Below are 25,024 nucleotides of genomic sequence, written 5' to 3'. Positions count from 1 at the left end.
AACCCCAGCTGAACGATGGCGTTGAGGAACTCCGCCGCTTCGCGCGGTCGCAACCTCACGGAATCGCGAAAATGCTGATCTCGTTGGCGATGCCGCGCAGCGTGACGTTGTGCGACATCGGGCTTAGACCGCGGTCCGACAGCAGGCCGGAGGCGCGCGGGTCTTCGAGCACCGAGCCGGTCGCGAAGATCTCGCGCGAGGTGGCAAGATGCTGGACGCGCGAAGCGATATTGACGGTCTGGCCGAAATAGTCCTGCCGCTCGTTCAAGTTGACGGCGATACACGGCCCTTCGTGGATGCCGATCTTCAAGAGCAGGTCCTCGCGGCCGCGCTCGTCGTTCAGATTGCGCATGGCGTCACGCATCCGCATGGCCGCGGCGACCGCCCGGTCCGGTGTCGGGAAGGTCGCCATCACAGCGTCGCCGATCGTCTTGACGACGGCGCCGGCCTCGGCCGCGACGATCTCGTGCAAAACCCGGAAATGCGCCCGCACCAGATCGAATGCCGCCAGATCGCCGACCCGCTCGTAGAGCTCGGTCGAGCCGCGCAGGTCGGTAAAGAGGAAGGTGAGGCTGGTGATCTTCAGCCGCTGATCGACGTCGAGCATGTCGGTGCGATAGATGTCGCGGAAGGTCTGATTGGAGAGCAGCCGCTTGGCGGTGAGGAACGGCCGGCGGCGGCCGAGCATGCCGTGCAGCGCTTCGTTGGCGATGCAGACCGAGGGGAGCGTGCGGACCTCCGCATGGTTCTCCACCTGGATGCGAAGCGGGCCCGGCTGCATGCTCAGTGTTTCGGCATGGCGGTGGGCGCGGTCGAAGACGAGGGCAAGGTTGCGCCGCTCCCTGGTCGGCTCGCCGCTGACGTCCAGGAACTGCGCAGCATGCGTCACCGGCTCGAAGACGATCACGAACTCGGCCGGAAGCTGCAGCGAGAGGACCGCCTTTTCGCCCGGCGGCAGTTCCAGCGTTTCAATAACGAACTCGTCGAACTTTTCTTCGTAGTCGTCGTCCGGCAGGTCGATGCCGGAACCCCAATACATCTGGCGGAAATATTCGATCGCCGGCATTTCATTGGGGTTATGCGCCTCGATGTGGCGCACCCGCGGGCTCACCGTGAAGGTCACCTCGACCATCTCGTCGAGGGTCGGCTCGTAGCCGGCGGCGCAGAGCGCGCAGGTGTATTCCGTGCTCTGCACCGTCTTCAAGGATGTATTGGCATCGAGCACCCCGCCACAGCCGGGGCAGAGCACGTTCCAGGAGAGTTCAAAAATGCCGAGCCGCGAGGCGTGCAGGAAGCCCGCGATCGCCTCCTCCTCGTCGAGCCCTTCGGAGGTGGCGAAGGCGAGCGCATTGATGCGGCAGAGCTTGCGGTCCGGCGCATCCTTGACGAGCCGCTCGAAGGCGTCTACAACCTCCGGCTTCACAGACTGGCGGAGCATTTCGAAGAGAGTCTGAGCTTCACCCATGCCGGTATCCTATACGGAAAATGCCGTGCGGTCAGGCGATTTGATGCGATGACCGGCGAGGCGCGTGATTTGTCCGCGTCAAATAATAGAGCGCGTACGATCGATTGCCGGCGATCGTTCCATTAACACCCAATAAAGCCTCTTCCCCTACGATGCTTGCGGGGACACTCTTTCACATAGGCGATCAATGTCATTCTTCGGCGTTTCCGGAATGTATTATTCCGGCGAATCCCTTGGCGAGCACCGCATTGTGCTTGCCGAGGACTCCAACCTGTTCTCATCGATGGTCTCGAAACGGCTGAAGGAGTTGTTCGATATCGACGTGATCGTCTGCCGCGACTACGAGGATTTGCAGTTCGCCGTCGAGAATGCGTCCTTTCCTGCCTCGCTTGCCATTTCCAACATCAACCTGCCGGGCGCAGAGAATGGCGAGGCGTTGAACTATCTGATCGAGATGAGCGTGCCGACGGTGGTTTTCACCGGCTCCTTCCAGGAGAAGACGCGCGAGGCGATCCTTGCCAAGGACATCGTCGACTACGTCATCAAGGACAGCGTCTTTGCGGTCGACATGCTGGCGGAATCGGTCTGCCGGTTCCTCACCAACAAGAAGCATCACGTGCTGATCGTCGACGACAGTCCGACGGCCCGGGCGCTGCTGACCACGCAGCTGAAGCGCTACAATTTCCGCACGAGTTCGGCCGACAGCGGTGCGGCCGCGCTGGAAATCCTGAAGAACAATCCCGATATCGCGCTGGTCATCACGGACTACAACATGCCGGATATCGACGGTTTCGAACTGACGCGCCGCATCCGCTCGGCCCACGGCCCGCATCAGTTGCGCATCATCGGCGTTTCCTCATCGACCAACCGGTTGCTTTCGGCGCGCTTCCTCAAGGCCGGGGGCAATGATTTCGTGGTGCGCCCCTTCGTCAACGAGGAGTTCTATTGCCGCGTCAATCAGAACCTCGATACTTTGACAAAGATAAAGACATTGAGCGAAAGGGTGAAAATTCCCGCCTGACCCAGGCGCGAATTTTCAAGCAAGCGGTTGAAATCCCATGCTGCTGGTTGCCTTGTTAACGAAATTGCAACCGCCAGCCGGTTCAATCGCAGCAAATAGAAATGGGGAAACTCCCGGATACGCACATTTGACCGAAGGGGCCTCGGTCTGCGGCGCGAACGGGCGCAAGTGCATACTGGGGCACCGGAAACCCGGCCAGGGAGCGGTCCGCGCAGAGGCTAGAAAACCTCGGCGCCGCTGCACCGGGAGCGTGGGTTGCCGAAGGGGATGGGGTTGCAGGGGTCGTGAGATTGCGCCGCGCGTCGGGACGGGCGAACCATATTCAGAAGCACCGCGACAAGCGTCTGCTGCTCGTCGAGGATTCGCGGATGTTCGCGGCCGCTCTCAAGCACGGTCTGGAGCTGACGCACGGGATAAACGTCTCTCACTGCGCCTCGCTCGCGGCGGTAAAGGCCGAGGTCGCTGCTGCAGGGGAGTGGGCGTTTTCACTCGCGGTCCTCGATCTTAACCTGCCCGACGCGCCGAATTGCGAGGCGTTGGACTTCGTCCTTGCGAACAACGTGCCGGCTATCGTCTTCACGGCCGCCTTCAACGATCGGACCCGCGATCAGATCCTTAATCGAGGTGTTGCCGACTGCATCGTCAAGAACGAGCCGGAATCGATCGAGCGGCTGATCGCGGCGGTCGACCGGGTCCTCACCAAGGGACGAACCACGGTGCTGCTCGTCGACTCCTGCGCCGCTTCGCGGCAGGATCTCGCGGGTATTCTACGGCGTGGCTTTTTTGCGGTGATCGAGGCGTCGGAAGCCTGGGAAGCCTTGCAGGTTCTGGACCAGGGCGAAACCGTCGACGTTATCATTACCGACACGGGTCTTGCCGACCTGGCGGGTCTCGCGCTGCTTGGAGAGGTGCAGAAGCGTCAGGGAGAGGATGCCGTACCGATCATCGGTCTCTCGGAACAGGGCGACGCGCGCGTGGCGGCGCGCTTCATTGAGGCGGGCGGGGCGGATTTCATCCGCAAGCCGTTCCTCGAGGCTGAGTTCAGCGGCCGCATCCGGCACGCCGCCTCGCTTCAGAAGCGCATTCAGGCCCTGAAACTCGCGGCGGCGAGCGACTACCTGACGGGAATCTTCAACCGCCGGCATTTCTTCATGACCGGCCCACGCCTGGTCGATCAATATCTAAGACGCGGCGAAGGCACATCGATCGCCGTGCTCGACATCGACCATTTCAAGCGCCTCAACGACACTTATGGCCACGAGATCGGCGATCTCGTGTTGAAGCATGTCGCCGGTCGCTTGAAAGTGCTTGTCGGCGATCAGCATCTCCTGGCGCGTCTGGGCGGCGAGGAATTCGGCATTCTTTTCGATGGTCTCGGTGTGCGCGACGCTTTCGCCTTTTGCGAGAGGCTGCGGGCGGAGCTGGCGAAATCGAAGATCGTCGCCGACGACGAGGAACTGGCGATCACCGTCTCGATCGGTCTTGCGACGATTGAAGCGCCGGAAGCCTTTGAGAACTACCTGCACGCTGCCGATCAGTTTCTCTACATGGCGAAGCATGCCGGACGAAACCGTGTCATCTCCGAGCTTGCGCTGCTCGATGCGCTCGCATCCTAAGCGCCAGCCGGCAGGATGCCGGCCGCTTCCAATCCCGAGAAATGACGCGGTTCAGCGCGCCATCTGCAGCGTCAACTTGCGCTCGGCGCGTTCCTGCTGCGGCGAGCGGTTATAGAGCTCGCGATAACACTTGGAGAAGTGGGAAGCGGAGACGAAACCGCAGGCGACGGCCACTTCGACCACCGGCATCGATGACTGGATCAACAGGTGCCGGGCGCGATCGAGGCGAATCTCCAGATAATAGCGCGCCGGCGAGCGACCCATCTCCTGGCGGAACAGCCGCTCGATCTGGCGGCGTGACAGATCGGCGCTTTCGGCGATTTCGAGCAGCGAAAGCGGCTCGGAGAGATTGGCCTCCATGAGTTCGATGATCGAGAGAACCTTGGCATTCTGCACGCCGAGGCGGGCGCGCAGGGGCAGCCGCTGGCGGTCATGCGGACCGCGAACGCGATCGGTCAGGGCCTGCTCGCAGACACGGTTGACCAAGCTCTCGCCGAAGTCCTGGTCGATCAGGTTCAGCATCATGTCGAGCGATGCGGTGCCGCCGGCGCAAGTGTAAATGTTGCTGTCGATCTCGTAGAGGTCGGCATAGACCTCTGCCTGCGGGAAGCTTTCGGAAAAGCCGGGCAGGTTTTCCCAGTGGATGGCACAGCGCTTGCCCGTCAGCAGGCCCGCCGAGGCCAGCACATGGGCCCCCGTACAGAGGCTGCCAACGGCAATGCCGCGATTGTAGACTTCGCGCAGCCAGGCATTGACCGATTTGTTCTGGAACTCCTCGACATAGACGCCCGAACAGACCAGCACCATGGAGGGGCGGTTCTCGCCGGCCAGAAACTTGCGCTCGTCCGCAAGCGAGGTGTTGACCTCGAGAGCGATGCCGGCCGAGGAGAAGACTTTCTGCCCATCGGTCGAGGCGAGGCGCCACGTATAGGCCTCGTAGCCGAGCATGCGGTTGGCGATGCGGAGAGTTTCGATCGCCGCGGAGAAGGGCAGCATTGAAAAGTTCGGCACCAGAAAGAAGACGAGCGAGCGCTTTTTGGTCAGAGGCTTGTTCATGAGGCTTCCCATGCTGGACGAGGGTGTCTATTCGTCGCTTGGAATATGTCAAACGGCTTGTCGATTTGCGACATTGACATGGAAAGCCGCGACCGGGAAGAAATTTCGCATTGCGACATCGGGGCAATGGAGCTCTTCGGGCCCGGAAACCGGCGATTGCATGAAAGCGACGGAATGCCCGTCCGAAGTGGCGCAATCCGACAAGAAAGGTGGCTGGGTGCCGGATGTCTCGCATCGCAGGGGGTGTTTGCAATATTGCGGATTGCGACTTTTCCGATGCGGGGGCGATTGATGTCGGTATCTGACAAGCGGCAGGGACCGTGACAAGTGGCGCGAAGGCCGACTTGCATCTGTTGACCGCGATATTCTGCGCCGGTCTGAGGAGTCGCGCCGTGGCGAAGTGCCAAAAAATGAAGGGCATTCCGTATGCGGGAATGCCCTTCATCGTTTCATCACCACCCAGCAAGTGCAGGGCGTATGACAGGTCGTGTCGCTGTTCATTGCTCCGTCTTATGCACCGCGTCGTCGACGGATGGGAAGCCGATATCCTTCAGCGTGTCGTAAGAGAGGTTTTCCAGAGCGCGTTCGTTGCGGTGCCGCTTCCAAGCGGCCCAGGCACGTGCACGCAGGTTGAAAAGACCGGGCAAAGCCGCAAGGCTCTGGCTCGACGAAAGGTGTTGGTTCGTAGACATTGCTGGTTCCTTCTGAGCTTTTCAAAAGGTCGCGACCATGTGTTCGGTTATGGCGCAACCTAATTGATCAATCAAACGAATATGTTTGATGTTTTCCATCAAGCATCGTGATCTGTTAGGGCGCGACGTAACAGCTTCTCTCGGGTGCGCTGATCGCCCTCTGCTTGCAACACGTCGTTTCGGACCCATGCCGGCAGTTTCGCCAATTGCCGCCGGGTTTCCACCCGGTTTCTGGCGATCTTGGTCGCGCGCCGTCTATTCGCAATCCGCTCGATCAGGGTCCGGGCTCGCGACAGCATCGCGAGAACGAAGTCGCCGGCTTCGTCCGCCTGCCGGATGTTTGCATGCACGGCTTCTGCGTCCATCATCGGCACGCTTTTATCGATTGTAGGAGTGCCGCTGATCCGTCGTGCGGTTGCGGCGGCGTTGTCGATGGCCAATGTCAGGGCGGTCATGACCTTGCTCCTTTATGTTGTGCGGGTGCTTCCCGCCTCCTTACGAGCTTGACTATCGCTCCAATGTGATATTCAATCAAACGAAATGCAGTTAAGGTATCTTTCAGATTTTCTGAATGAGGAGGCCGCCATGAACATGATACTGCGCCACGCGCTTCCGCTGCTCGAGATGGACGTCTTGAAGACCTTTGTCGCCATTGCCGAAACCGGCAATTTCACGACTGCGGCCGAAGCTGTGTACCGCACGCCCTCCGCCGTCTCGATGCAGATCAAGAAGCTCGAGGAGACACTGGGCTGCACGCTTTTCCTGCGCGATGCGCGGTCGGTCTCGCTGACGCCGAAGGGCGAACTGCTGCTCGGCTTCGCGCGGCGGCTGCTGTCGCTCAACAACGAGACCGTGTCCCGTTTCCTGCTGCCCGACATGAACGGCGTCGTGCGCGTAGGCGCACCGGAGGACGTCGGCGAACGCATCTTGCCGGTGGTTTTGAAGCGCTTTGCCGAAACCTACCCCAACGTGACCGTCGATGTGTCGATCGGCATGAGCACCGCGATGCGCAAGCGGGTCGACGAGCACAGGCTCGACATCGCCATATATAACAGCCTTTCCGACGAAGCGGCCCAGGACGGCGAAATCCTCATGCAGGAAAAACTCGTCTGGGCCGGCGCCAAGTGCGGCAGTGCGCATCTGCGCGATCCGCTGCCGGTTTCGATGTGGGAGGACGGCTGCGTCTGGCGCGCCGATGCGGTCGAGAAGCTCGCGCGTGCAGGGCGCAAGTTCCGCGTCGCGTTTCTGAGCGCCTATACGACGGGACAGCGTGCGGCGGTGCTTGCCGGCCTGGCGATCGCGCCACTGCCGCGGTACCTCGTTCAAGGCGAGATGGTGCAACTTGGCGAGCGCGACGGGCTGCCGGATCTCGGCCACTACGAAATCGGCCTGAAGGTCGTCGATGATGCACCGGCACCCGTGCTGGCGGTCGCCGATCACGTCCGCGAGGCCTTCGCCGACCTCCAGATGGACGCGGGCAGGGTGGCCGCCCCCGTCTAGACGAAGCTTCGTCGAGCCTTTGCAATGCCGAGCCTGTGGGGCTGGACCGCTTCTGGGGCGATCGGCTTGCTGCCTTCAATTCCATTGTCGAGGCAGACTGAACGATAGAGGCGCGAGCAACCGGGAGGAACCTCATGCACATGATCGAACCGGTTCCGGTCCGTAAATCCGTGACGGTCCGCACATCACGGCAGAAGGCCTTCGAGGTCTTCGTCCATGGCATCGGAAACTGGTGGATCAAGCAGCACAGCCTGACGGAATCCGGGCAGAACACCGTGATCGTCGAGGCGAGAACTGGCGGCCGTTGGTATGAGATTGGCAATGCCGGCGAGGAACGCGACTGGGGCCGCGTCATCGTGTGCGATCCTCCGCATCGCATTCTTCTTGCATGGCAGCTCAACGCCGATTTCGACTTCGACCCGGCGTCCCAAACCGAGGTCGAAGTCATGTTCGAAGCGAAGGGCGAAAACGAGACCACCGTCACTCTGATACATCGCGATCTCGGCAGTTTCGCCGCGAAGGCCGAGGATCTGCGCAGTGTGCTCGACTCCGAGAAAGGATGGAGCGGACTGCTGGCCTCCTATGCCGCCAAGACGGCGTGACGCCTTCTACAGAAGGATGGTGCGCCTTCTAGAGCATTTTGCAGTCAGGTGGAATCACCTGACGTCGTACAAATGCGGTAAAACAAATGGTTTGAGCGGCGGCGCGAACGTATGTGAGCGCATCCCGCTCTAAGCGCGTATTCATGCGATGCGCTTTAGGTCTTTGTTTTGTGCATGTCGTTGTCCAAAACCGCTGCACACCTTTGGGCGACAATGCATTAGGCGGTGGGCGGGCTGTCGGGTGGAGGAATCGTGAGCCGTCCAACGAGCGCCTCGACAATTTTCCCGGCCACCTCGTCCTGGACCGCAAAAATGTCGTCGAGGCTTCGGTCGAAGCGCTCGGCCCAGAGATGGCCCCCGCCGATTGCATCGATCAGCTGCGCGTTGATGCGCACCCGGTCGGAGTCGAGCCTGACACTTCCCTCCAGTAGGTAGCGGACCCCGAGTTCCTGGGCGATTCTGCGCACGTCGAGGGATTGATCCCTGTAGGCGAAGCTCGAATTCCGCGCGATGATGTACAGGTCCGGAATCCGCGACAGATCCGTGATCACATCCTCGGTCAATCCATTCGCAAAGCCGGCGTGGCCCAGATCGTCGCTCATGTCGCAAAAGGGCAGGACGGCGATCGATGGTCGGTCCGGAAGCGGCACGGAGCCCCGGTCGGTGCTTTCGCACCTCTGAACCTCGGCAGTGAAGCGGTAGCCCACGCGGGGGATGGTCGCAATCCACTCGACCCCGTCAGGAGCCGAACCGAGACGCTTCCGCAGTGCGGCAATCTGCACTGAGAGGTTGCTCTCTTCCACAGCCAATCCCGGCCAAGCGGCCTCCAGGAGATCGGCCTTGCGCAAGACCTCGCCCGGATGTCGGGCAAATGTCTCCAGCAGCAATAGCCCACGGTATGAAATGGGCACAGGGCTATCCTCCTGCCGAAGCGTTCCCGCCTCGGGATCGAGCACGAACGTACCGAAGGCAAAGCACGGTCGCTGCATACGGCATCTTAGTGCATGCCGACTGCATGGGAAATCGCACAGAGCGAAACAATGGCGCTTCGCCGCCCTGCGCTTCGGAAATTTTCGGAACTATTTGGCGCGGTTTCGATACACCGGGTGCCACTTTCTCCAGAATGCGCGACTTGTGCCAGTCATGAACGGACTCCAGCGGAGGGAAGGGGAGCTCGATGCACATTTTTTCCTTTACGACGGGCGCCGGACGCCATTGGTTTGCGCATCCGGGGGCAAACGAAACCCATGGCGGACTCGACGGTCCGGTGACCTCTGGAAGCCTTGTGGAAACCTGGAATCGCCGCATCCACTACCGAGAGGAACTGGCACGGCTATCGAAGGACGGCCCCGAGTTGATCCAGGATATCGGATTGACCACCCGGCAGGTGGAGGACGAGGTCGCCAAGCCGTTCTGGCGTGACTGAAGCATCCATCCGGCCGAACATCCAACATTTCAAATGCGCGAGGCGGCTAGATCACGATGATTTTGGGTCTGATCGATCCAAAATCATCGTGATCGGTTCTAAAAGATTAGAGCGGGATGCGGGCGGAAAACCGCCCACACTTTTCCTCATCCCGCTCTAGGCTTCGGGCAGACGCTGCCGGACGATCGCCGCGTGGAAGCCGGCGCCGTGGATCAGTCCGGCATCGTTGAAATCATAGTTCGGGTTGTGCAGCGGCGCCGAGTTGCCGTTGCCGAGAAATACGAAGCAACCCGGTACATGGGCAAGGAAGCGCGCAAAGTCTTCCGACCCCGTCATCGGCTCGCGGGCAGTCCGGACGTTGTCTGCCCCGAATAGGGGGCGCGCAGCGTCGAAAGCCTCTTCGACCAACCGTTCGTCATTGACGAGCGGCACAAACTCGCGTGTGTAGCTCACCTCCGCCGAAACGTTGTGGGCAAGTGCCGTGCCCTCGGCGATGACACGCATTTGCTTCTCGATTTCGGCGCTGACCTCGGGGCGGAAGCTGCGCGCGTCGCCCAGGATGCGGGCGAGACCGGGCAGCGCATTGCGGGTACCGTCGGTGATGAGTTCCGTTACCGAGACGACGCCGATATCGGCGGGACTCAGGCGGCGCGAGACGATCGTCTGCAGGTTGGTGACCAGCGCGCAGGCGGCAACCAGCACTTCGTTGCCCGCATGCGGTCGTGCCGCATGTCCGCCGACACCCTTCAGCACGATCTCGAAATTGTCTTCGGCCGACATGATCGCGCCGGGGCGCGTCTCGAAATGGCCGATCGGCAGCCCGGGCATGTTATGCAGTCCGTAAATTTCATCGAAGGGAAACCGCTCCATCAGCCCGTCGTCGAGCATGGCGAGTGCACCCTTGCCCCATTCCTCCGCCGGCTGGAAGATGAAGCGCACCGTGCCCTCGAAACCGCCATCCTGGGCAAGCAGCTTCGCCGCGCCGAGCAGCATGGTCGTGTGGCCGTCATGGCCGCAAGCGTGCATCACGCCCGGCTTTTGCGAGCGATATTCCAAGCTTCCTTGTTCGGGGATGCGCAGCGCATCCATGTCGGCCCTGAGCGCTATGGCGCGATTGCCGGTGCCGCGCCTTAGCGTACCGACGACGCCGGTGCCGCCGACACCTTCGGCGACCTCAAGCCCGAACTCCCTGAGCTTTTCCGCGACGAAGGCGGAGGTGCGCTTCTCCTCGAAGCCGAACTCCGGGTGAGCGTGAAGGTCGCGTCGCCATCCGACCATTTCACGTTCGAGCAGTTTCAAATCGGTCATTCGTTTCCCTCCACCCTGCGCTTGCGAGGCTCTTGACGACGTCGAGCAGAACATTGGCTCCGGCGACAAGGTCGTCATCCGGCGTGTATTCGAGCGGATTGTGGCTGATGCCGCCAACGCTAGGCCCGAGGGGCGGCGCTACATCGGTGAAAAGCTTGCTCATTCTTCGGCTCCAATCTGGTGCTTCGCCGCAACCGCGGCTGGCGTCAGTCCGACGATCTCTTCGAATTTAGCCGGATCAGTCGCGCCTTCGGTGTTTACGAGGAAGATGCGGGCGTGCTCGTCGATGCGAAGAACTGTCCTGATCTCTGGATCGGAGACAGCCTTGATCAGCCCAGCCAGTCCGACGCCGCCGCTCTCACCTGCAACGATTGCCGGGTCGCCAGCGACCGGGTTGGCGAGCTGCTTCATGACGGAGATCGCATCCTTTTCATCGACGGTCATGAAGGCGTCGGCGACGCGGGAGAGGACACGCCATGCCACCAGCGAAGGCTGGTAGCATTCGAGCATGGCCATGACTGTCGGCTCTCCGTGCGCAATCCTCACCGGATGCCCCGCGCGTGCCGTCTCGAAGAGGCAGGCCGCGCGGGCGGGATCGACGACCGTGAAGACGGGACGTTTGTCGCCAAGGACGATCGCCAGGTGGGCCGCGACGGCCGCCGCAATCCCGCCAACCCCGGACTGTATGAACACATGTGTCGGCGGTTCCGGCATTTTCCTCAGGGCTTCGCGGACAAGTGCGGTGTAGCCCTGCATCACCAGGCCGGGAATGCGTTCGTAGCCGGGCCAGGAGGTGTCGGAGACGACGGTCCAGCCGTTTGCCTCGGCGACGCGCGCAGCCTCCCGCACGGAATCGTCATAGGTGCCGTCGACGCGGATCATCTCGGCGCCGAAACGGGCGATGGCTGCGATACGCTCGTCGCTTACGCCCGAATGCACGAAGATTGCCGCCCGCGCGCCCACGAGCTCAGCCCCTTGTGCAACCGACCGGCCGTGATTGCCGTCGGTAGCGCAGGCGAATGTCATGGCGCGTGCGACGGCCCGGACGTCTGACGATTGAAGTTCGGAAACATCGACCGTGCGGCCAAGTTCCTTGCCTGCTTCCTCGAGCACAAGCCGGATCACCGCGTAGGCTCCGCCGAGTGCCTTGAAACTTCCCAGCCCAAGGCGATGGCCTTCATCCTTGATGTGGATGGCGCCGACGCCGAGTTCGGCGCCAGGGCCGGGAGCGCATGCAGCGGCGTTTCGGCATGATTGGCGCGGTGTGCTAGGAACCGTTCGACCGTGTCCGCCGCGCGTTCCCCGAGGCTTTCCGCGTCGACCGAGGCGAGCGGCGCATTGTGGCTGGGAAGGGTGTTGAGGAGAAACATGGCCAACCTCGTTGAAAAGAGCCGGCGAAGATATATTGCATACGCCGCGAAAATTGCGCTGTATTCACGGGCGTCGTTTGCAAGTTTGTTTCGTAAGGAGGCCGCCTTGGCGAAGTCCAGCCCCAAAATCGCCCTCGACTCCTTCGATCTGGCGATCCTGTATATCCTACAGCGGGACAATGCGACGCCGCAGCGTACGATCGGCGAGGCGGTCAATCTTTCCGCGCCTGCGGTGCAACGGCGCATTAAGCGCATGGAACAGGCGGGAGTCATCCAGGCGAATTGCGCGATCGTCGATCCGGCCAAGGTCGGTCAGCCGACGACGATCTTCGTCGAGGTCGAAGTGGTCAATGAGTCGGTCGAACTGATCGACGCAGCAAAGGCCGAGTTTTCCGCGACGCCGGAAGTACAGCAATGCTACTACGTCACGGGCGAGGCGGATTTCATCCTGGTGATCGTCGTCGCCACCATGGCCGACTACGAGGCGTTGACCCGGCGCCTCTTCTTCGGCAACAGCAACGTGAAGAAATTCCGCACCTTCGTTGCCATGGACCGGGTGAAGGTGGGGCTGACGGTGCGGCTCGAGGCGACCATATCAAACCGCTGAGTGCGACTCTTGGCGCGCCGGACAGGTGGCGAAGAGCCTACTCCCGGCTCCGGCGCCTCCGGCGCCCGCCGCCTTCGCCGCCATCATCCGCGGGCACCTTGCGTTCCGGCAGCGTGACCACTTCGGCGAGCTTCGGGAAGGCATCCACCTTGTTCGGCATCGCCATGGCATTGACGAAGTGCTCCTGAAACTTCGATTCAAGAGCCGTCTCTATCTTCTCGATTTTCCTTACCGTTTCCTCGATCTCACGCCGGTGGCCGCGGTTGAGGAGCGCCATCAGCGCGCCGGTGCCGGCAGCGTTGCCGACTGCCTTCACTTCGGCGAGGTCGCAATCCGGGATGAGGCCCAGTACCATGGCGTATTTCGGGTCGATGAAGGAGCCGAAGGCGCCGGCAAAGCGGATCGTGTCGACGTGCTCGACGCCCTGCTTTTCCATGAGCAGCTTGATGCCGGCGTAGAGTGCGGCCTTGGCGAGCTGGATTGCCCGGATGTCGTTCTGCGTCACGGTGATCTTCGGTTCGCCGTCATGCAGCAGATACGAAAAAGTTCGCCCGTTCGGAACGATGCGCGGGCTTCTTGCCGCCATCGCGCCGTCGACCACGCCATCCTGCGAGATGATGCCGGTCAGATACATCTCGGCGACGACTTCGATGATCGCAGAGCCGCAGATGCCGGTAACGCCAGTCGCGGCGGCGGCCTCGGCAAAACCCTCCTCGTCGGACCACTTGTCGACGCCGATCACGCGGAAGCGTGGCTCGAGCGTTTCCGGGTCGATGCGGACGCGCTCGATCGCGCCGGGGGCAGCACGTTGGCCGGAGGAAATCTCCGCACCCTCGAAGGCCGGGCCGGTCGGCGAGGAAGCGGCGACGACGCGCTCCTTGTTGCCGAGCACGATCTCGGCATTGGTGCCGACATCGACGAGCAGCATCATCTTGTCCTGGCGGTGCGGGCCTTCCGAAAGCGTCGCCCCGGCGGCGTCCGCGCCGACATGGCCGGCGATGCAGGGCAGCATATAGAGCCGCGCGCCGCGATTGACCTCGATGTCGATCTCGTGCGCCCAATACTGCAGAGCGCCGGAAACGGCGAGCGCGAAGGGCGCCTGGCCAAGTTCCGTCGGGTCGATGCCGAGGAACAGGTGGTGCATGATCGGGTTGCCGACGACCACCATGTCAAGGATGTCGTGCCGATCGATCTCGCCCTCGGCGCAGACCTTGCCGATAAGGCCGTTGACCGCCTCGCGCACCGCCTTGGTCATCGCCTCGCGGCCATCCGGGTTCATCATCACGTAGGAGACGCGGCTCATCAGATCCTCGCCGAAGCGGATCTGCGGGTTCGATGCACCCGAGGAGGCGACGATACGGCCGGACAAAAGCGATACCAGGTGCATGGCGATCGTCGTCGAGCCGATATCGCAGGCAACGCCATAGGCCTCGTTCTTGAGGCCGGGCGAGAGCCCGACGATGAACGGCCGGGAGGAGTCCATGTCCCGGTGGATGGCGGCGGTAACCGCCCAGTTACCCTTGCGCAGGATGCCCTGCAACTGCGGGATGAGGTGCGGCGCGATCAGGAGGTCCTTCCAGCCCCAGTCCTTCTCGAGAACCGCCTTCAGCCGGTCGAGATCGCCGAGCGGCTTGTGCATGTCCGGCTCCTCCACTTCGACATAGCAGAGCTGGACGGCGGCGTTGCGTTCGATGACGCGGTCGGTCGCGGCCTTGCGGACGACCTGCGCGTTGATGACGGTATCCTGCGGCACGTCGATGACGAGATCGCCGAGGATCTGGGCCGAACACGACAGGCGGCGGCCGTCGGGCAGTTCGCGCACGCTCGCGTAGCGCTGCTCCTTCGGGCCGACCGGCGAGATATGCTCGTTCGAGGAGACGATCTTGTGCTTGGCAAAATTGCCCTCCTGCACGGAGACCTGGCAGCGGCCGCAGGTCGCGCGCCCGCCACAGACGCTCTCGACATAGACGCCGAGTGATCGCGCTGCATCAAGGATCGGCGTGCCGATCGGGAAACGGCCGCGCTTGCCGGACGGCATGAAGAGCACCAGAGGTTTCTTTTGCGCGGCTTCGGTCATATTGGTCTCGATCTCGGAAGTGCCTTCGATGCGCATGCTCAGGTCTCTCGTCAGGTCCGCTTCATCTTGGAAGCAAAGCACGGGTAAACGGTTTCAGACTGCACCGGAACGGCGCCCGATAGTGGTCCAATCCCGACATGGAACGATCTGCGAGCATCATTTCCCAAGGGGCGCGTTTTACGGGCGCAGCAAAGGTCAGGTTTTCTTGCGCGATAGACGACGGGCGTTGCTGCGCACCCGCTTGCCATAGGGCCGGAGTGCGGCCGACGCAATCGCCGTTCCGTGATCGGACGCCCTACGGCCAATCATCAGCTGCATCGCGTTGTCCAAGGAGGCTTTCCAGAGCGTGACATTGACGGCGAGGATACTATCGGCCGTGGCGGCAGCTTTCTCGGAGATCATGCGGTAAAGTTCGGTCGCATCCTGCGGCTTTCCCGAGAGCGCGGCCATCTGCATTGCCTGCAGCCGAAGCGCGATCACGAAAGGGACTTCGAACCAGAGCGTGGCAGTGTCCAGGCGAAGACGGCGTGGTATCATGGGTGCTCTCCACTCTTACGTTGCCAAATGGCTGCGCCGAAATCCGTTGCTATGGCGTCCCGGCTAGCTTCACGACTGCGAATGCATAAGTGAGTGCTGCTGCCAACACGGCCGAGCTGCCCCAGAAGCAAACGTTGATGACCCGGTCCTGCGGTCCGAGATCGACTTTCTTCGTAACGGTGGTGACCAATATGACCGTAAGCACGGCAGCGGTTATGAACAAGACCGGCAGAAACGAGGTCCGGAGAACTGCGTAGAACCGTTGAAACTCCGCCGCATCGTCTAACAGCGTATACCTGGCGATGATGACCAAAGGGAGAAGGACGGCAAAGAGGCGCAGATGGCTTCTCATCGTCGTTCTCCCTTTCAGATGCAGTTTGGCAACAAGCCTTATTCCGCTCTTCCGCCAGCGCCGGCTCGGGCCGCACGCCCACCGCGGCGTCCACCACCGGCAGCCGGAGCCGCAGCGGCCACGGCATGGCCGCCTTCGGCCGGCTTGTGGTCGCGATAGGTCATGATCCAGTTGGTGCAGTTCGCGTCGGTGCCGTTCAGGACGTTCGCGGCGCGTACGGCTTCCATTTCTTGCGGGCGGCAGGGGTTCATGATCGCCGAGGTCATGCCGGCGCCGATCACCATCGGGATGAAGCCGGCATTGATGCCGTGGCGGTGCGGCAGGCCGAATGAGATGTTCGAAAGGCCGCAGGTGGTGTTGACCTTCAGCTCTTCGCGGAGGCGCCGCAGCAGCGCGAAGACCTGCCGGCCGGCATCGCCAAGCGCGCCGATCGGCATGACGAGCGGATCGACAACGATGTCGTGCGGCTTGATACCGTGATCCATGGCGCGCTCGACAATCTTCTTGGCGACGGCGAAGCGCACGTCCGGATCCATCGAGATGCCGGTTTCATCGTTGGAGATCGCCACGACCGGTACGTCGTATTTCTTGACGAGCGGCAGGATCGCTTCCAGCTTCTCCTCTTCGCCGGTGACCGAGTTGACCAGCGGCCGGCCCTTGGCGACCCGAAGGCCGGCTTCGATTGCCGCCGTCACGGAGCTGTCGATCGACAACGGCACGTCGACGAGGCCCTGGACGATCTCCAAGGTCTTGACCAGCAGCGGCGGCTCGGTCTCATTCGGGTTGACAGCTGTCACACCCGCATTGACGTCCAGCATCGTCGCACCCGCGGCGACCTGCTCCAGCGCATCCTTGATGACCGTGTCGAAGTTGCCCTCGATCATTTCGGCTGCGAGCTTCTTGCGGCCGGTCGGGTTGATGCGTTCGCCGATGACGCAGAAGGGCTGGTCGAAACCGATGACGATCTCGCGGGTGGCGGAAGCGACGATGGTGCGGGTCATATAAGATCCTCTGATCCTGGAGCGTGGGGCTATGTAATAGGCCCCGTCAGTGTTTGTAAGGCGCGGGGCGAGCCGAAGCGCCGGTTTTCCTCTGCAAAAGCCACGAAGGTGGCTTTGTCTCAATGCGGATGGTGTGCCGCGGCCTCGGCCATGCGCTGCTGGTTTTCCTCGATGCCTTCGCGCAGATGCCCAAGCCGCTCGGCGACGAGCGTTTCCGTCGGCGTCGCCTCGTGCTTCCACGGCTTGCGGCCCTTCAGGACGCCGGACTCGTGGACGATTTCCGCCACATACTCCTCCTGGCGATAGGCCATGACGTGAACGCCCGAAACGCCCTCTATCTCCTTCACCTCGTTGATGATGTCGATGCAGAGCTGCTTGCCTTCCTTCTTCTGGTCCTGTGCGCCCTCAAGGCGCGTGATGACCGAATCCGGAATATGGATGCCCGGCACGTTGGAGCGGATCCAGCGCGCCGTCTTGGCAGAAGCCATCGGCCCGACGCCGACGAGGATGAAGCATTTCTCGTGCAGGCCGAGGTCGCGCACCTTCTTCATGTATTCGCGGAACATCGGCACGTCGAAGCAGTACTGGCTCTGGACGAACTGGGCGCCCGCTTCGATCTTCTTTGCCAGCCGGTAGGGCCGGAAATCGTACGGCGGCGCAAAGGGGTTGATTGCCGCGCCGAGGAAGACGTGCGGCGGCGTCGTGAGCTTGCGGCCCGAGAGGAACTTCGAGTTGTCCCGCATGATCCTGACGGTCTCGAGCAGCGACATGCAGTCGAGATCGAAGACGGGCTTGGCGCCCGGCTGGTCGCCGGCCTGCACGCCGTCGCCGGTCAGGCACATGATGTTCTGCACCCCCATGGCCGAGGCGCCGAGCACGTCGCCCTGGATGGCGATGCGGTTCTTGTCGCGGCAGGCGATCTGCATGATCGGGGCGTAGCCCATGCGGGTCAGAAGCGCGCAGATGCCGACCGAAGACATGTGGCAGTTGGCGCCCGAAGCGTCGACGGCATTGATGCCGTCGACCCAGCCGTCGAAGATCGCAGCCCGCTCGTAGACGTCCTGCGGGTTGGCGCTGTCCGGCGGGTTGAGTTCGGCCGTCACGGCAAATTCGCTGCGGCGGAGCACCCGCTCAAGCCGGCCGCGCGAGGAATGGCCGGGCAGGGGATCGAGCGGCGCGCTAGGGTCGAAAGGGTTGATGTCGGGGCTCATCATTGGCCTTCCTTCCTCGCCGCTGCGCTTGCCGCGGCTTCGGCCGTCACCCGCAACCAGGACGAGGTTTCCCGCAACGACTGGTTGACGGGCTTCTGTACGTTCATGATCGCGTTGCCCTTCTCCATGTTCTGCGAACCCTTCCACGCCTGCACCCAGACGCAGGGCATGTCCGGTTCCACTTCACAGTTGCCGTTGGCGCGCACGCCGCCGCAGGGTCCGTTCCGCAACTGCTTCGGACAGTTCATCGGGCAGGACATGCCGGTCGAGGACAGCGCGCACTGACCGCACATGCGACAGTCGAACAGGAATCCCTTGACGTGGCGTTCGACGAAAGTCACCGGTCGCTCAACGCGGCCGTAGCCGATGGCGTTCCAGAGCGGGTGGAGCATCAGGAACATGTCGGCGAAGCGATTGTAGAACCACTCGAGGAAGCGTGAATGGCGCACCGCCCACAGCCGGACCGTATATTTGTGGCGCGAGCGCCGGCTCGGCGACACGTTTGTCGGCGTATAGGCCCCGCTCGCCGCCTTCTTGGCGGGCTGGGCGTTGCCGGTGACGACTTTTGGATCAGGCATTTTCCCGCCCTCCGGCCTTGACGAGTGCAACGAGCCGCTCCCGGTCGTAGGCGGCCTCCAGTTCGGCCGCCGCCGTGTCGGCCTCCGCCTCGAGATCGTCTGACACAGGGACAGGGTCGGCCTTGCGCCATTCGGCGAGATAGTCGTCGGTCTCGGCGGCGCCGGTGCGCATGGCGCACATGTCGATCGCCTCGGTGAAACGCAGCGAAAGTTCGCGCTTGGCGCTCTTGCGGCCCTGTTTGATGATGACCTGGGCGGGAATATCGCGCCAGTAGACGATGATGCGGTCTGCCATGGGATTCCTGTTCTCCTCAAGAGGGGACAATGCGCATGTCCATGCGTCGTGGCTCACCTTGCCACGACGTCGGATGTGTCAAAAAACGACGCTCCACGGTTTCCACGCAAGCGAAATGCGTCACGGCTCCCTGAGCGGACGTGTTTGACATTCGAGACGCCGAAACACGCCCGGGAAAGCCGCTCTTTTGGCGGCGATATTGCGCGGGAGGTCGAGTCGAGACGCTGACTACGCAGCGAGCTCGGAATATCAGCAAAAGGTCATTCACCCTCCATTCACGTCACATTCGGCAAACAGGTAGCATTGCAACAGATCGGATGTTGAGATGAAGAAGATTGGTATCCTGTTCCTCGCGGCCGCAACGGCTTTCACGAGTTATGGACCTGCACAGGCCATGCCCGTTCCGTCGGCGCCGCAGTCCGGCTCCAGCGTAGAACTGGTTCACCACAAGCCGTGGCACCACCGTGGTGGCCCCCGCCGGGCCTGGCGTGAAGCGGAAGGCGATCGCTACGGCTATTACAATGGGTATCGCGGTTATCGCTATCGCCGGGAAGGATATCGCCGGCATGACAACGGCTGGTGGTATCCGCTGGCGGCCTTCGGGGCGGGCGTTGTCATCGGCGGCGCCATCGCCGCGCCGCCGCGTTACGCGGAGCCCCGCTATGCCGAGCCTCGGTTGCCACAGCGCCATGTGAGCTGGTGCTACGATCAGTACCGGTCTTATCGCGCCTGGGACAATTCCTTCCAGCCCTACGGCGGTTCCCGTCAACAGTGCTACTCGCCCTATTACTGAGGCTCTCTAAGCCCGTTCGCCACACCGCGAGCGGGCTTCGGCTTGGATGCCGATCAGTAACCGGAACCTCCACTGCCTTGGCTGTCGCCGCCCATGCTGCTACCGCCGGAGCCGCTTGAAGCGCTTGCGGGAGGCGGGCTCGTGTTTCGGCTGGCTTGATTGGTCATACATCCCGCGAGCGTCAAAACGGCAATCGCGGCTGCGACGATCGATGATTTGCGGGTCATCATGGTTCTCCAATCATAGATTGGGTATGACATAGGGCATGCCGCCAGTATTCCCTCACCCGAGACACCCGCGCCGCTTGATTTCGCAGAAACGCGCATCATTTCCATCGGATGTGCCGACGGAGGTCATGATGCCAAAGACTGCGATCGCAATGCTGTGTCTCGCACTTCTCGCGCTTACATCCTGCGCAAACACTGCGCGCGGCTTCAGGCAGGATAGTACGCAGACGGGCCATGCTGTGGATAGCGCAACCAAACGCGTCCTGACTGCCGCTCAGTAGGATAGCGGGCGACGTCGAAGCGACTATGCCGCATCCTCGGCCGCCGTCGCGCGACCCGGCCCGATTGCGACGAGGACTCGGAGCGCTGCTTCCGCCTCGGATTCCGTGAGCCCGGCTAGAATCTGGTCCGCAAATACCGCGGGTAGACCGGTCATATTGTCCCATACGGTCCAGTGGTCGGTCGGGTCGAGAACGAGCTCGGAGCGGTCCTGCTGCATCAGTCTCTCTTCCTCGCCTTACCAGATGCCGCGTCGCATGCCGTTCCAGAGCCAGGTCCAGGCGGGTGGATGATACCATTGCCGGGAAGGCTGAGAGACGGCGACGGGCTGGAGGTTCCCGGCGAGCGCGTCTTCGACCGCCCGGATCGCGATAGCCGTCGAGGCCGCGGTCTGAAGCAGCGGGTAGGTGTGCATCGTATCGGCACGGGTCGGCGTTTGTCGCGACTGATAGAGGATGCCGCCGGTATCGACGCCTTCGTCGACCAGATGCACGGTCGCACCGAAGTTTTCCGGGTCACCATTTACGAGTGCCCAGTAGCCACCCATCAGACCGCGATATTGCGGGTTGATGCCGGCATGGAAGTTCAGGACCGGGCAGGGGATAGCAGCCAGCGTTTCCGGTTTCAGCATGCGGCAGCTGATGAGGAAGACGACAGCGGGCCGCAGCGCCGTGAGCCGCGCCCGGCCTTCGGCGTCGTTTATCGAGACAATGTGGTGCACCGGCACGGAGGAGTTGGCCTCGCAAGACACGCCGTAGGAGTGCAGGATCTCGGCTGACCGCCGGCGTGTGAAGCGTTTGCCGAAACGTGAGGCGACCATCGTCCCTAGCTGCCCTAGGGCCATCGCCCATCCGAGTTTTCGCGCACGCCGTCTGACAAAAAGCGCCTTGGATTCCGGCTGCTCCTGCAGCACGACGATGTCGGAAAATTGGGCGGCGAGCGCGTTTATCATGATGTTCGGATTGTCGCCCCCCGCGGTAACCACGACGATGCGCCGGCCGGCCGAGGCTGCCGGTTTTGCTTCTTTTTCCGAGAGGGCGCTATTCGATTGGTACATGACGATGGCAAGGACTGTTCTGGGCTCGCACGCGATGACGGCGGCGCAGCAACGGATATGCCGACACAGGCGTTACCGTCGCCTTAAGCAGACGCTGCCTGGCGTATCGCGGCAATGGCGAGGAACCTTTCGCACCGCCGACGCGGCGTGAAAAACCCTCCACACGGACCTTGGTCGAGGTATCGATCAGGCTTCGATCAGCGATCGGCTGAGATCACCATAACCGGTAAAGCGGTACTCATATTCGAGCCCGAGATATTCGGCGGCTTGACGGGCCTTCTTTTGCAGAGACTCGTCTTCGACCTGCGACAGATAGATGAGCTTGCGATAGTGGCCGAAATACATGTCTCGCAGTTCCGGGTGGCGATCGAGGCCGAGCGGCTCGACGACGAAGGCCTCGAACTGGCGGGCGAGAAAATCGGTGAGGAAGAAGGCAGTAATATCGTCGTCCCAGCGTGCGGCAAAATCGGCGTTGCCCGCGAAGAACGAGTAGCAATGCGGTCCGGGAATCCGCTCGACGCCCTCTTCCTCGCAGAGCCGGTCGAGGAGGCCGCCGGTGCCGCAATCGGCATAGGCGATGAAGATGCGCTCAAAGCCGTCGGCACGGGCCCGGGCGATCGCTTCGCGAAGGCCGGGTACGATCTTTTCCGGCGTGTTGTGCCAGATGGCGGGAAGACAGTTCAACTCGATATGGTGGAGCTTGTTGGCCTCGCAGATCGCAAGAATTTCGCGCGCGATGGCACCGCAGCCGATAACGTGAACTTTCCTTGGTTGTGCACGTTCTCTTGCCGACGTTGCGTTTTCCATCTTTATTCCACCTTGCATCAACCCAGAGGAATCATGGTCATGACAACAAAATCTCTCGCGACGATCGGCGCGATCCTCCTGGCGCTCGCAACCCTGAGTTCCTGCGCAAACACGATCCGCGGCATGGGGCGGGATACCGCAAATGCCGTGAACGCCACCGAATCGGCCGGTCGGAACGTCGCCCGTGCAGCCAATTGAGCCTAGCAATGCCGCGCGTCTTACCAGTCGTCGCGCAAGGGGGCGCTAGCGCCCCCTTCTAACAAACAAAAAAGCCGGCTGTCGGTTTCATCCGCGCAGCCGGCTTTTTCAAAGTCAGACGGATCAGCCGGCGGCAAGCTGGTTGTGCTTACGCCTCATGTAATCCTTCGCGGTTTCCACGGCAACCGCCGCATCGCGGCAATAGGCGTCGGCGCCGACGGCCTTGCCGAATTCCTCGTTGAGCGGCGCGCCGCCGACGAGAACGACGTAATCGTCGCGCAGGCCCTTTTCCTTCATCGTGTCGATGACAACCTTCATGTAGGGCATCGTCGTCGTCAACAGCGCCGACATGCCGAGAATATCCGGCTGCTCGCGCTCGATCGCTTCCAGATAGTTCTCGACCGGATTGTTGATGCCGAGGTCGACGACGTCGAAGCCGGCGCCCTCCATCATCATGCCGACGAGGTTCTTGCCGATGTCGTGAATGTCGCCCTTGACGGTGCCGATCACCATCTTGCCGAGCTTCGGCGCGCCGGTCTCGGCGAGCAGCGGGCGCAGGATGGTCATCCCCGCCTTCATCGCATTGGCGGAAAGCAGCACTTCCGGCACGAACAGGATGCCGTCGCGGAAGTCGATGCCGACGATGCGCATGCCTTCGACGAGTGCCTGGGTCAGGATGTCATAGGGCGTCCAGCCCCGCTCGAGGAGGATGTTCGTTCCGTCTTCGATTTCCTCCTTGAGACCGTCATAGAGGTCGTCATGCATCTGCTGCACGAGTTCCTCGTCGGAAAGGTCCTCGAGAATGATTTCATCGTCTGCCATAGTAGGGTTCCTCGGTTCCTGGCATAGCCGTTTCGCGCGGGGGGCACGGATCACACTCCGGACGCGTCGTCTCATCCTTAGCGGGCGGCGCCTAAAAATCTCTTTTCGAAAGCGACGTCGCACATGATGAAAAACGACGACGCGGCCCTCCTGTCGTCCTACTCTATAGTCCTACCGCATATTGGGCAGCCGCGGAATCGGTGGGTCGGTAAAATTATGCAACAGTTCAAGATGTTAGTTCGACCGACTGCTCAATCCTTCGGTGAATGGCCGGGGCGCGCGGCCGTCGCGTAGCTGTCGCAACGGCAAACTCGGACACGCCGAAAGAGTGTCTAAGTTGCGCCACCTGTTGGCGCATTGAGACCCGTACCGCTCCGGCGGCTTGGTAGCATTAGGCCAAATCCATGCCGGGCGCATGGTGCCGCCACTGGATTCGACCTGCGGAAAGGATTATGCGCCCACCCACCGAAATGTTGCCGCGTCCTTCGTGCGAGGACGCGGCGGGAGAGGAATGAGCGAATGAGCGACGTTACAGAACAAGGCGCGGTCGAAGGCGGCGGACGCCGTGCGCGTGGCGAGGGCCGGGGAGCGGCAGCGCGCCGTGCATCCCGCACCGGCGGCGGTCCGGGACCGTCTCTGCCCTATATCCAGCGCAAGATTCGCGAGTACGAGGTCCTCGACGAGGAAGGCCTGCAGCTTATCGAGCGCAATGCCGACATCATTCTCGAGGAGATCGGCATCGAATTCCGTGACGACGCTGAAGCGCTCGAGCTTTGGAAGGCGGCCGGCGCCGATGTGCGCGGCCAGCGCGTGCATTTCCCGAAGGGCCTCTGCCGCGAACTTCTGAAAACCGCGCCGTCGAACTTCACCTGGCATGCGCGCAACCCCGAGCGCAACGCCCATATCGGCGGCAAGGCAACGGTTTTCGCGCCGGTCTACGGCCCGCCCTTCGTGCGCGACCTCGACGGCAACCGCCGCTATGCGACGATCGAGGATTTCCGCAATTTCGTGAAGCTCGCCTACATGGCGCCGTCCGTTCACTCGTCGGGCGGCACGGTCTGCGAGCCGGTCGACATCCCGGTCAACAAGCGCCATCTGGACATGGTCTACAGCCATATCCGCTACTCCGACAAACCCTTCATGGGCTCGGTGACTGCGCCGGAGCGGGCGGAAGACACGATCGCCATGGCGAAGATCGTCTTCGGCGACGATTTCGTCGAAAACAACACCGTCACGCTGAACCTCATCAACGCCAATTCGCCGATGGTCTTCGACGAGACGATGGTGGGCGCCCTCAAGGTCTATGCGCGCCATAACCAGGCCTGCGTGCTTTCGCCCTTCATTCTTTCCGGCGCGATGAGCCCGGTGACCGTCGCCGGCACGCTGACGCAGATCCTGGCCGAAGTGCTCGCCGGTGCCTCGTTCACCCAGCTGATCCGCAAGGGCGCGCCGGTGCTGTTCGGCACCTTCGCCGCCTCGATCTCGATGCAGTCGGGCGCCCCGACCTTCGGCACGCCGGAGCCGTCACTCGTCTCCTACGGCGCGGCGCAGCTCGCCCGCCGCCTTGGCTTGCCGTTCCGTACCGGCGGTTCGCTCTGTGGCTCCAAGGTCCCCGATGCCCAGGCCGCGCATGAATCGGCGAACACCATCAACATGACCCTGCTCGCCGGCACCAACTTCGTGCTGCACGCGGCCGGCTGGCTCGAAGGCGGTCTCGTCTCGTCCTACGAGAAGTTCATGATCGACCAGGACCAGCTCGGCATGATGCAGAAGATGGCCGAGGGCGTCGACCTTTCCGAAAACGCCCAGGCGCTCGACGCGATCCGCGAAGTCGGTCCCGGCAGCCACTATCTCGGTTGCGCCCACACCCAGGCCAACTTCCAGACCGCCTTCTACCGCTCGCCGCTCGCCGACAACAATTCCTTCGAACAGTGGGAGATCGAAGGCGAGAAGCGGATCGAGCAGCGCGCCAATGCGCTCGCCCGTAGCTGGCTCGAACATTACGAGGCGCCTTACCTCGACCCGGCGATCGACGAAGCCCTCAAGGACTATATCGCCAAGCGCAAGGACTCGATGCCGGACGCCTTCACCTGAAGGGGTCCCGAGCGAGCCAGGGAGCAAGGCGGC

26 protein-coding genes and 2 pseudogenes are annotated in these 25,024 nt (G+C 62.2%); 9 read left to right on the top strand and 19 right to left on the bottom strand.

What is annotated here, in order from left to right:
• Nucleotides 1-55: 55 nt before the first annotated feature.
• On the bottom strand, nucleotides 56-1,465 hold the full coding sequence (locus NGR_RS20550; protein ID WP_012708390.1) for an adenylate/guanylate cyclase domain-containing protein: 1,410 nt from the start codon (nucleotides 1,463-1,465) through the stop codon (nucleotides 56-58).
• A 187-nt stretch (nucleotides 1,466-1,652) separates the two neighbouring features.
• On the opposite strand from NGR_RS20550, the gene NGR_RS20545 reads away from it, so the two are divergent.
• Both NGR_RS20545 and NGR_RS20540 read left to right on the top strand, forming a co-directional pair.
• Nucleotides 1,653-2,486, top strand: a complete 834-nt coding sequence (locus tag NGR_RS20545) for a response regulator (RefSeq protein WP_012708389.1) — start codon at nucleotides 1,653-1,655, stop codon at nucleotides 2,484-2,486.
• 284 nt (nucleotides 2,487-2,770) lie between these two features.
• On the top strand, nucleotides 2,771-4,102 hold the full coding sequence (locus tag NGR_RS20540) for a GGDEF domain-containing protein (protein ID WP_164924372.1): 1,332 nt from the start codon (nucleotides 2,771-2,773) through the stop codon (nucleotides 4,100-4,102).
• A 51-nt stretch (nucleotides 4,103-4,153) separates the two neighbouring features.
• Here the strand turns inward: NGR_RS20540 and NGR_RS20535 are convergent, their stop codons facing one another.
• The 3 genes from NGR_RS20535 to NGR_RS20525 form a co-directional block, all read right to left on the bottom strand.
• Complete coding sequence (locus NGR_RS20535; RefSeq protein ID WP_012708387.1) at nucleotides 4,154-5,158, bottom strand: GlxA family transcriptional regulator; 1,005 nt, start codon at nucleotides 5,156-5,158, stop codon at nucleotides 4,154-4,156.
• Nucleotides 5,159-5,655: 497 nt separating this feature from the next.
• On the bottom strand, nucleotides 5,656-5,850 hold the full coding sequence (locus NGR_RS20530; protein WP_164924371.1) for a hypothetical protein: 195 nt from the start codon (nucleotides 5,848-5,850) through the stop codon (nucleotides 5,656-5,658).
• Nucleotides 5,851-5,948: 98 nt separating this feature from the next.
• Nucleotides 5,949-6,305 (bottom strand): hypothetical protein, encoded by a 357-nt coding sequence (locus tag NGR_RS20525; protein WP_012708385.1) that lies wholly within the window; start codon nucleotides 6,303-6,305, stop codon nucleotides 5,949-5,951.
• A 130-nt stretch (nucleotides 6,306-6,435) separates the two neighbouring features.
• Between NGR_RS20525 and NGR_RS20520 the strand changes: the two genes are divergently transcribed.
• Entirely contained in the window at nucleotides 6,436-7,350 is a 915-nt protein-coding gene (locus NGR_RS20520; RefSeq protein ID WP_012708384.1) for a LysR substrate-binding domain-containing protein, read from the top strand.
• A gap of 134 nt (nucleotides 7,351-7,484) precedes the next feature.
• On the top strand, nucleotides 7,485-7,952 hold the full coding sequence (locus NGR_RS20515; protein WP_012708383.1) for an SRPBCC family protein: 468 nt from the start codon (nucleotides 7,485-7,487) through the stop codon (nucleotides 7,950-7,952).
• Nucleotides 7,953-8,179: 227 nt separating this feature from the next.
• On the opposite strand, the pseudogene NGR_RS20510 reads toward NGR_RS20515, so the two are convergent.
• Nucleotides 8,180-8,941: pseudogene (locus NGR_RS20510) on the bottom strand (winged helix-turn-helix domain-containing protein); the annotation flags it as partial.
• A gap of 188 nt (nucleotides 8,942-9,129) precedes the next feature.
• Between NGR_RS20510 and NGR_RS33195 the strand changes: the two are divergent.
• On the top strand, nucleotides 9,130-9,378 hold the full coding sequence (locus NGR_RS33195; RefSeq protein ID WP_012708381.1) for a DUF1127 domain-containing protein: 249 nt from the start codon (nucleotides 9,130-9,132) through the stop codon (nucleotides 9,376-9,378).
• Nucleotides 9,379-9,534: 156 nt separating this feature from the next.
• Here the strand turns inward: NGR_RS33195 and NGR_RS20500 are convergent, their stop codons facing one another.
• The 3 genes and pseudogenes from NGR_RS20500 to NGR_RS20490 all read right to left on the bottom strand — a co-directional run bounded on the left by NGR_RS20500 (nucleotide 9,535) and on the right by NGR_RS20490 (nucleotide 12,056).
• Nucleotides 9,535-10,686 (bottom strand): M20 aminoacylase family protein, encoded by a 1,152-nt coding sequence (locus tag NGR_RS20500; protein ID WP_012708380.1) that lies wholly within the window; start codon nucleotides 10,684-10,686, stop codon nucleotides 9,535-9,537.
• Nucleotides 10,658-10,849: a hypothetical protein gene (locus NGR_RS20495; RefSeq protein ID WP_164924133.1), complete on the bottom strand. Its 192-nt coding sequence runs from the start codon at nucleotides 10,847-10,849 to the stop codon at nucleotides 10,658-10,660. The genes NGR_RS20500 and NGR_RS20495 overlap by 29 nt, the downstream gene beginning before the upstream one ends.
• Nucleotides 10,846-12,056 (bottom strand): annotated as a pseudogene (locus NGR_RS20490) (diaminopropionate ammonia-lyase). Before NGR_RS20490 ends, NGR_RS20495 begins: the two are co-directional and overlap by 4 nt.
• Nucleotides 12,057-12,162: 106 nt before the next feature.
• Here NGR_RS20490 and NGR_RS20485 point away from each other — a divergent pair.
• Nucleotides 12,163-12,663 carry an Lrp/AsnC family transcriptional regulator gene (locus NGR_RS20485; protein WP_164924369.1) on the top strand — a complete coding sequence of 167 codons (501 nt, stop codon included), beginning with the start codon at nucleotides 12,163-12,165 and terminating at the stop codon, nucleotides 12,661-12,663.
• Between the two features lie 37 nt (nucleotides 12,664-12,700).
• Here the strand turns inward: NGR_RS20485 and NGR_RS20480 are convergent, their stop codons facing one another.
• The 7 genes from NGR_RS20480 to NGR_RS20450 form a co-directional block, all read right to left on the bottom strand.
• A complete protein-coding gene (locus tag NGR_RS20480) occupies nucleotides 12,701-14,776 on the bottom strand; it encodes an ASKHA domain-containing protein (protein ID WP_012708377.1) in 2,076 nt (691 codons plus the stop codon).
• A 159-nt stretch (nucleotides 14,777-14,935) separates the two neighbouring features.
• Nucleotides 14,936-15,277, bottom strand: coding sequence for a hypothetical protein (locus NGR_RS20475; protein ID WP_012708376.1), 342 nt, complete (start codon nucleotides 15,275-15,277; stop codon nucleotides 14,936-14,938).
• A gap of 49 nt (nucleotides 15,278-15,326) precedes the next feature.
• A complete protein-coding gene (locus tag NGR_RS20470) occupies nucleotides 15,327-15,629 on the bottom strand; it encodes a hypothetical protein (RefSeq protein WP_012708375.1) in 303 nt (100 codons plus the stop codon).
• Between the two features lie 38 nt (nucleotides 15,630-15,667).
• Nucleotides 15,668-16,630: a methyltetrahydrofolate cobalamin methyltransferase gene (locus NGR_RS20465; protein ID WP_012708374.1), complete on the bottom strand. Its 963-nt coding sequence runs from the start codon at nucleotides 16,628-16,630 to the stop codon at nucleotides 15,668-15,670.
• A 119-nt stretch (nucleotides 16,631-16,749) separates the two neighbouring features.
• Nucleotides 16,750-17,841 carry a methylenetetrahydrofolate reductase gene (locus tag NGR_RS20460; RefSeq protein ID WP_012708373.1) on the bottom strand — a complete coding sequence of 364 codons (1,092 nt, stop codon included), beginning with the start codon at nucleotides 17,839-17,841 and terminating at the stop codon, nucleotides 16,750-16,752.
• Complete coding sequence (locus NGR_RS20455; RefSeq protein WP_164924368.1) at nucleotides 17,841-18,419, bottom strand: methylenetetrahydrofolate reductase C-terminal domain-containing protein; 579 nt, start codon at nucleotides 18,417-18,419, stop codon at nucleotides 17,841-17,843. Before NGR_RS20455 ends, NGR_RS20460 begins: the two co-directional genes overlap by 1 nt.
• Nucleotides 18,412-18,714: a virulence factor gene (locus NGR_RS20450; protein ID WP_012708372.1), complete on the bottom strand. Its 303-nt coding sequence runs from the start codon at nucleotides 18,712-18,714 to the stop codon at nucleotides 18,412-18,414. Before NGR_RS20450 ends, NGR_RS20455 begins: the two co-directional genes overlap by 8 nt.
• A 325-nt stretch (nucleotides 18,715-19,039) precedes the next feature.
• Here NGR_RS20450 and NGR_RS20445 point away from each other — a divergent pair, with 325 nt between their 5' ends.
• Entirely contained in the window at nucleotides 19,040-19,507 is a 468-nt protein-coding gene (locus NGR_RS20445) for a BA14K family protein (RefSeq protein WP_012708371.1), read from the top strand.
• Between the two features lie 531 nt (nucleotides 19,508-20,038).
• On the opposite strand, the gene NGR_RS20440 is transcribed toward NGR_RS20445, so the two are convergent.
• The 3 genes from NGR_RS20440 to NGR_RS20430 form a co-directional block, all read right to left on the bottom strand.
• Nucleotides 20,039-20,233, bottom strand: coding sequence for a hypothetical protein (locus NGR_RS20440; RefSeq protein ID WP_012708370.1), 195 nt, complete (start codon nucleotides 20,231-20,233; stop codon nucleotides 20,039-20,041).
• Between the two features lie 18 nt (nucleotides 20,234-20,251).
• A complete protein-coding gene (locus tag NGR_RS20435) occupies nucleotides 20,252-21,070 on the bottom strand; it encodes a formyl transferase (protein ID WP_012708369.1) in 819 nt (272 codons plus the stop codon).
• A gap of 186 nt (nucleotides 21,071-21,256) precedes the next feature.
• The gene (locus NGR_RS20430; RefSeq protein WP_012708368.1) at nucleotides 21,257-21,877 is read right to left on the bottom strand and encodes a DUF1638 domain-containing protein; all 621 of its coding nucleotides are present in this window, start codon (nucleotides 21,875-21,877) and stop codon (nucleotides 21,257-21,259) included.
• A 39-nt stretch (nucleotides 21,878-21,916) separates the two neighbouring features.
• Between NGR_RS20430 and NGR_RS20425 the strand changes: the two genes are divergently transcribed.
• Entirely contained in the window at nucleotides 21,917-22,075 is a 159-nt protein-coding gene (locus NGR_RS20425; protein ID WP_164924367.1) for an entericidin, read from the top strand.
• Between the two features lie 123 nt (nucleotides 22,076-22,198).
• Here NGR_RS20425 and NGR_RS20420 read toward each other — a convergent pair whose 3' ends face one another.
• Complete coding sequence (locus NGR_RS20420) at nucleotides 22,199-22,897, bottom strand: corrinoid protein (RefSeq protein WP_012708366.1); 699 nt, start codon at nucleotides 22,895-22,897, stop codon at nucleotides 22,199-22,201.
• A gap of 519 nt (nucleotides 22,898-23,416) precedes the next feature.
• Between NGR_RS20420 and NGR_RS20415 the strand changes: the two genes are divergently transcribed.
• On the top strand, nucleotides 23,417-24,991 hold the full coding sequence (locus NGR_RS20415; protein ID WP_012708365.1) for a trimethylamine methyltransferase family protein: 1,575 nt from the start codon (nucleotides 23,417-23,419) through the stop codon (nucleotides 24,989-24,991).
• Nucleotides 24,992-25,024: the final 33 nt, after the last annotated feature.

Source organism: Sinorhizobium fredii NGR234, assembly GCF_000018545.1.
GTDB classification, from domain to species: Bacteria; Pseudomonadota; Alphaproteobacteria; order Rhizobiales; family Rhizobiaceae; genus Sinorhizobium; species Sinorhizobium fredii_A.
Note: the sequence above shows the minus strand (reverse complement) of the source record. Positions and strands in the feature narration are given on the sequence as shown.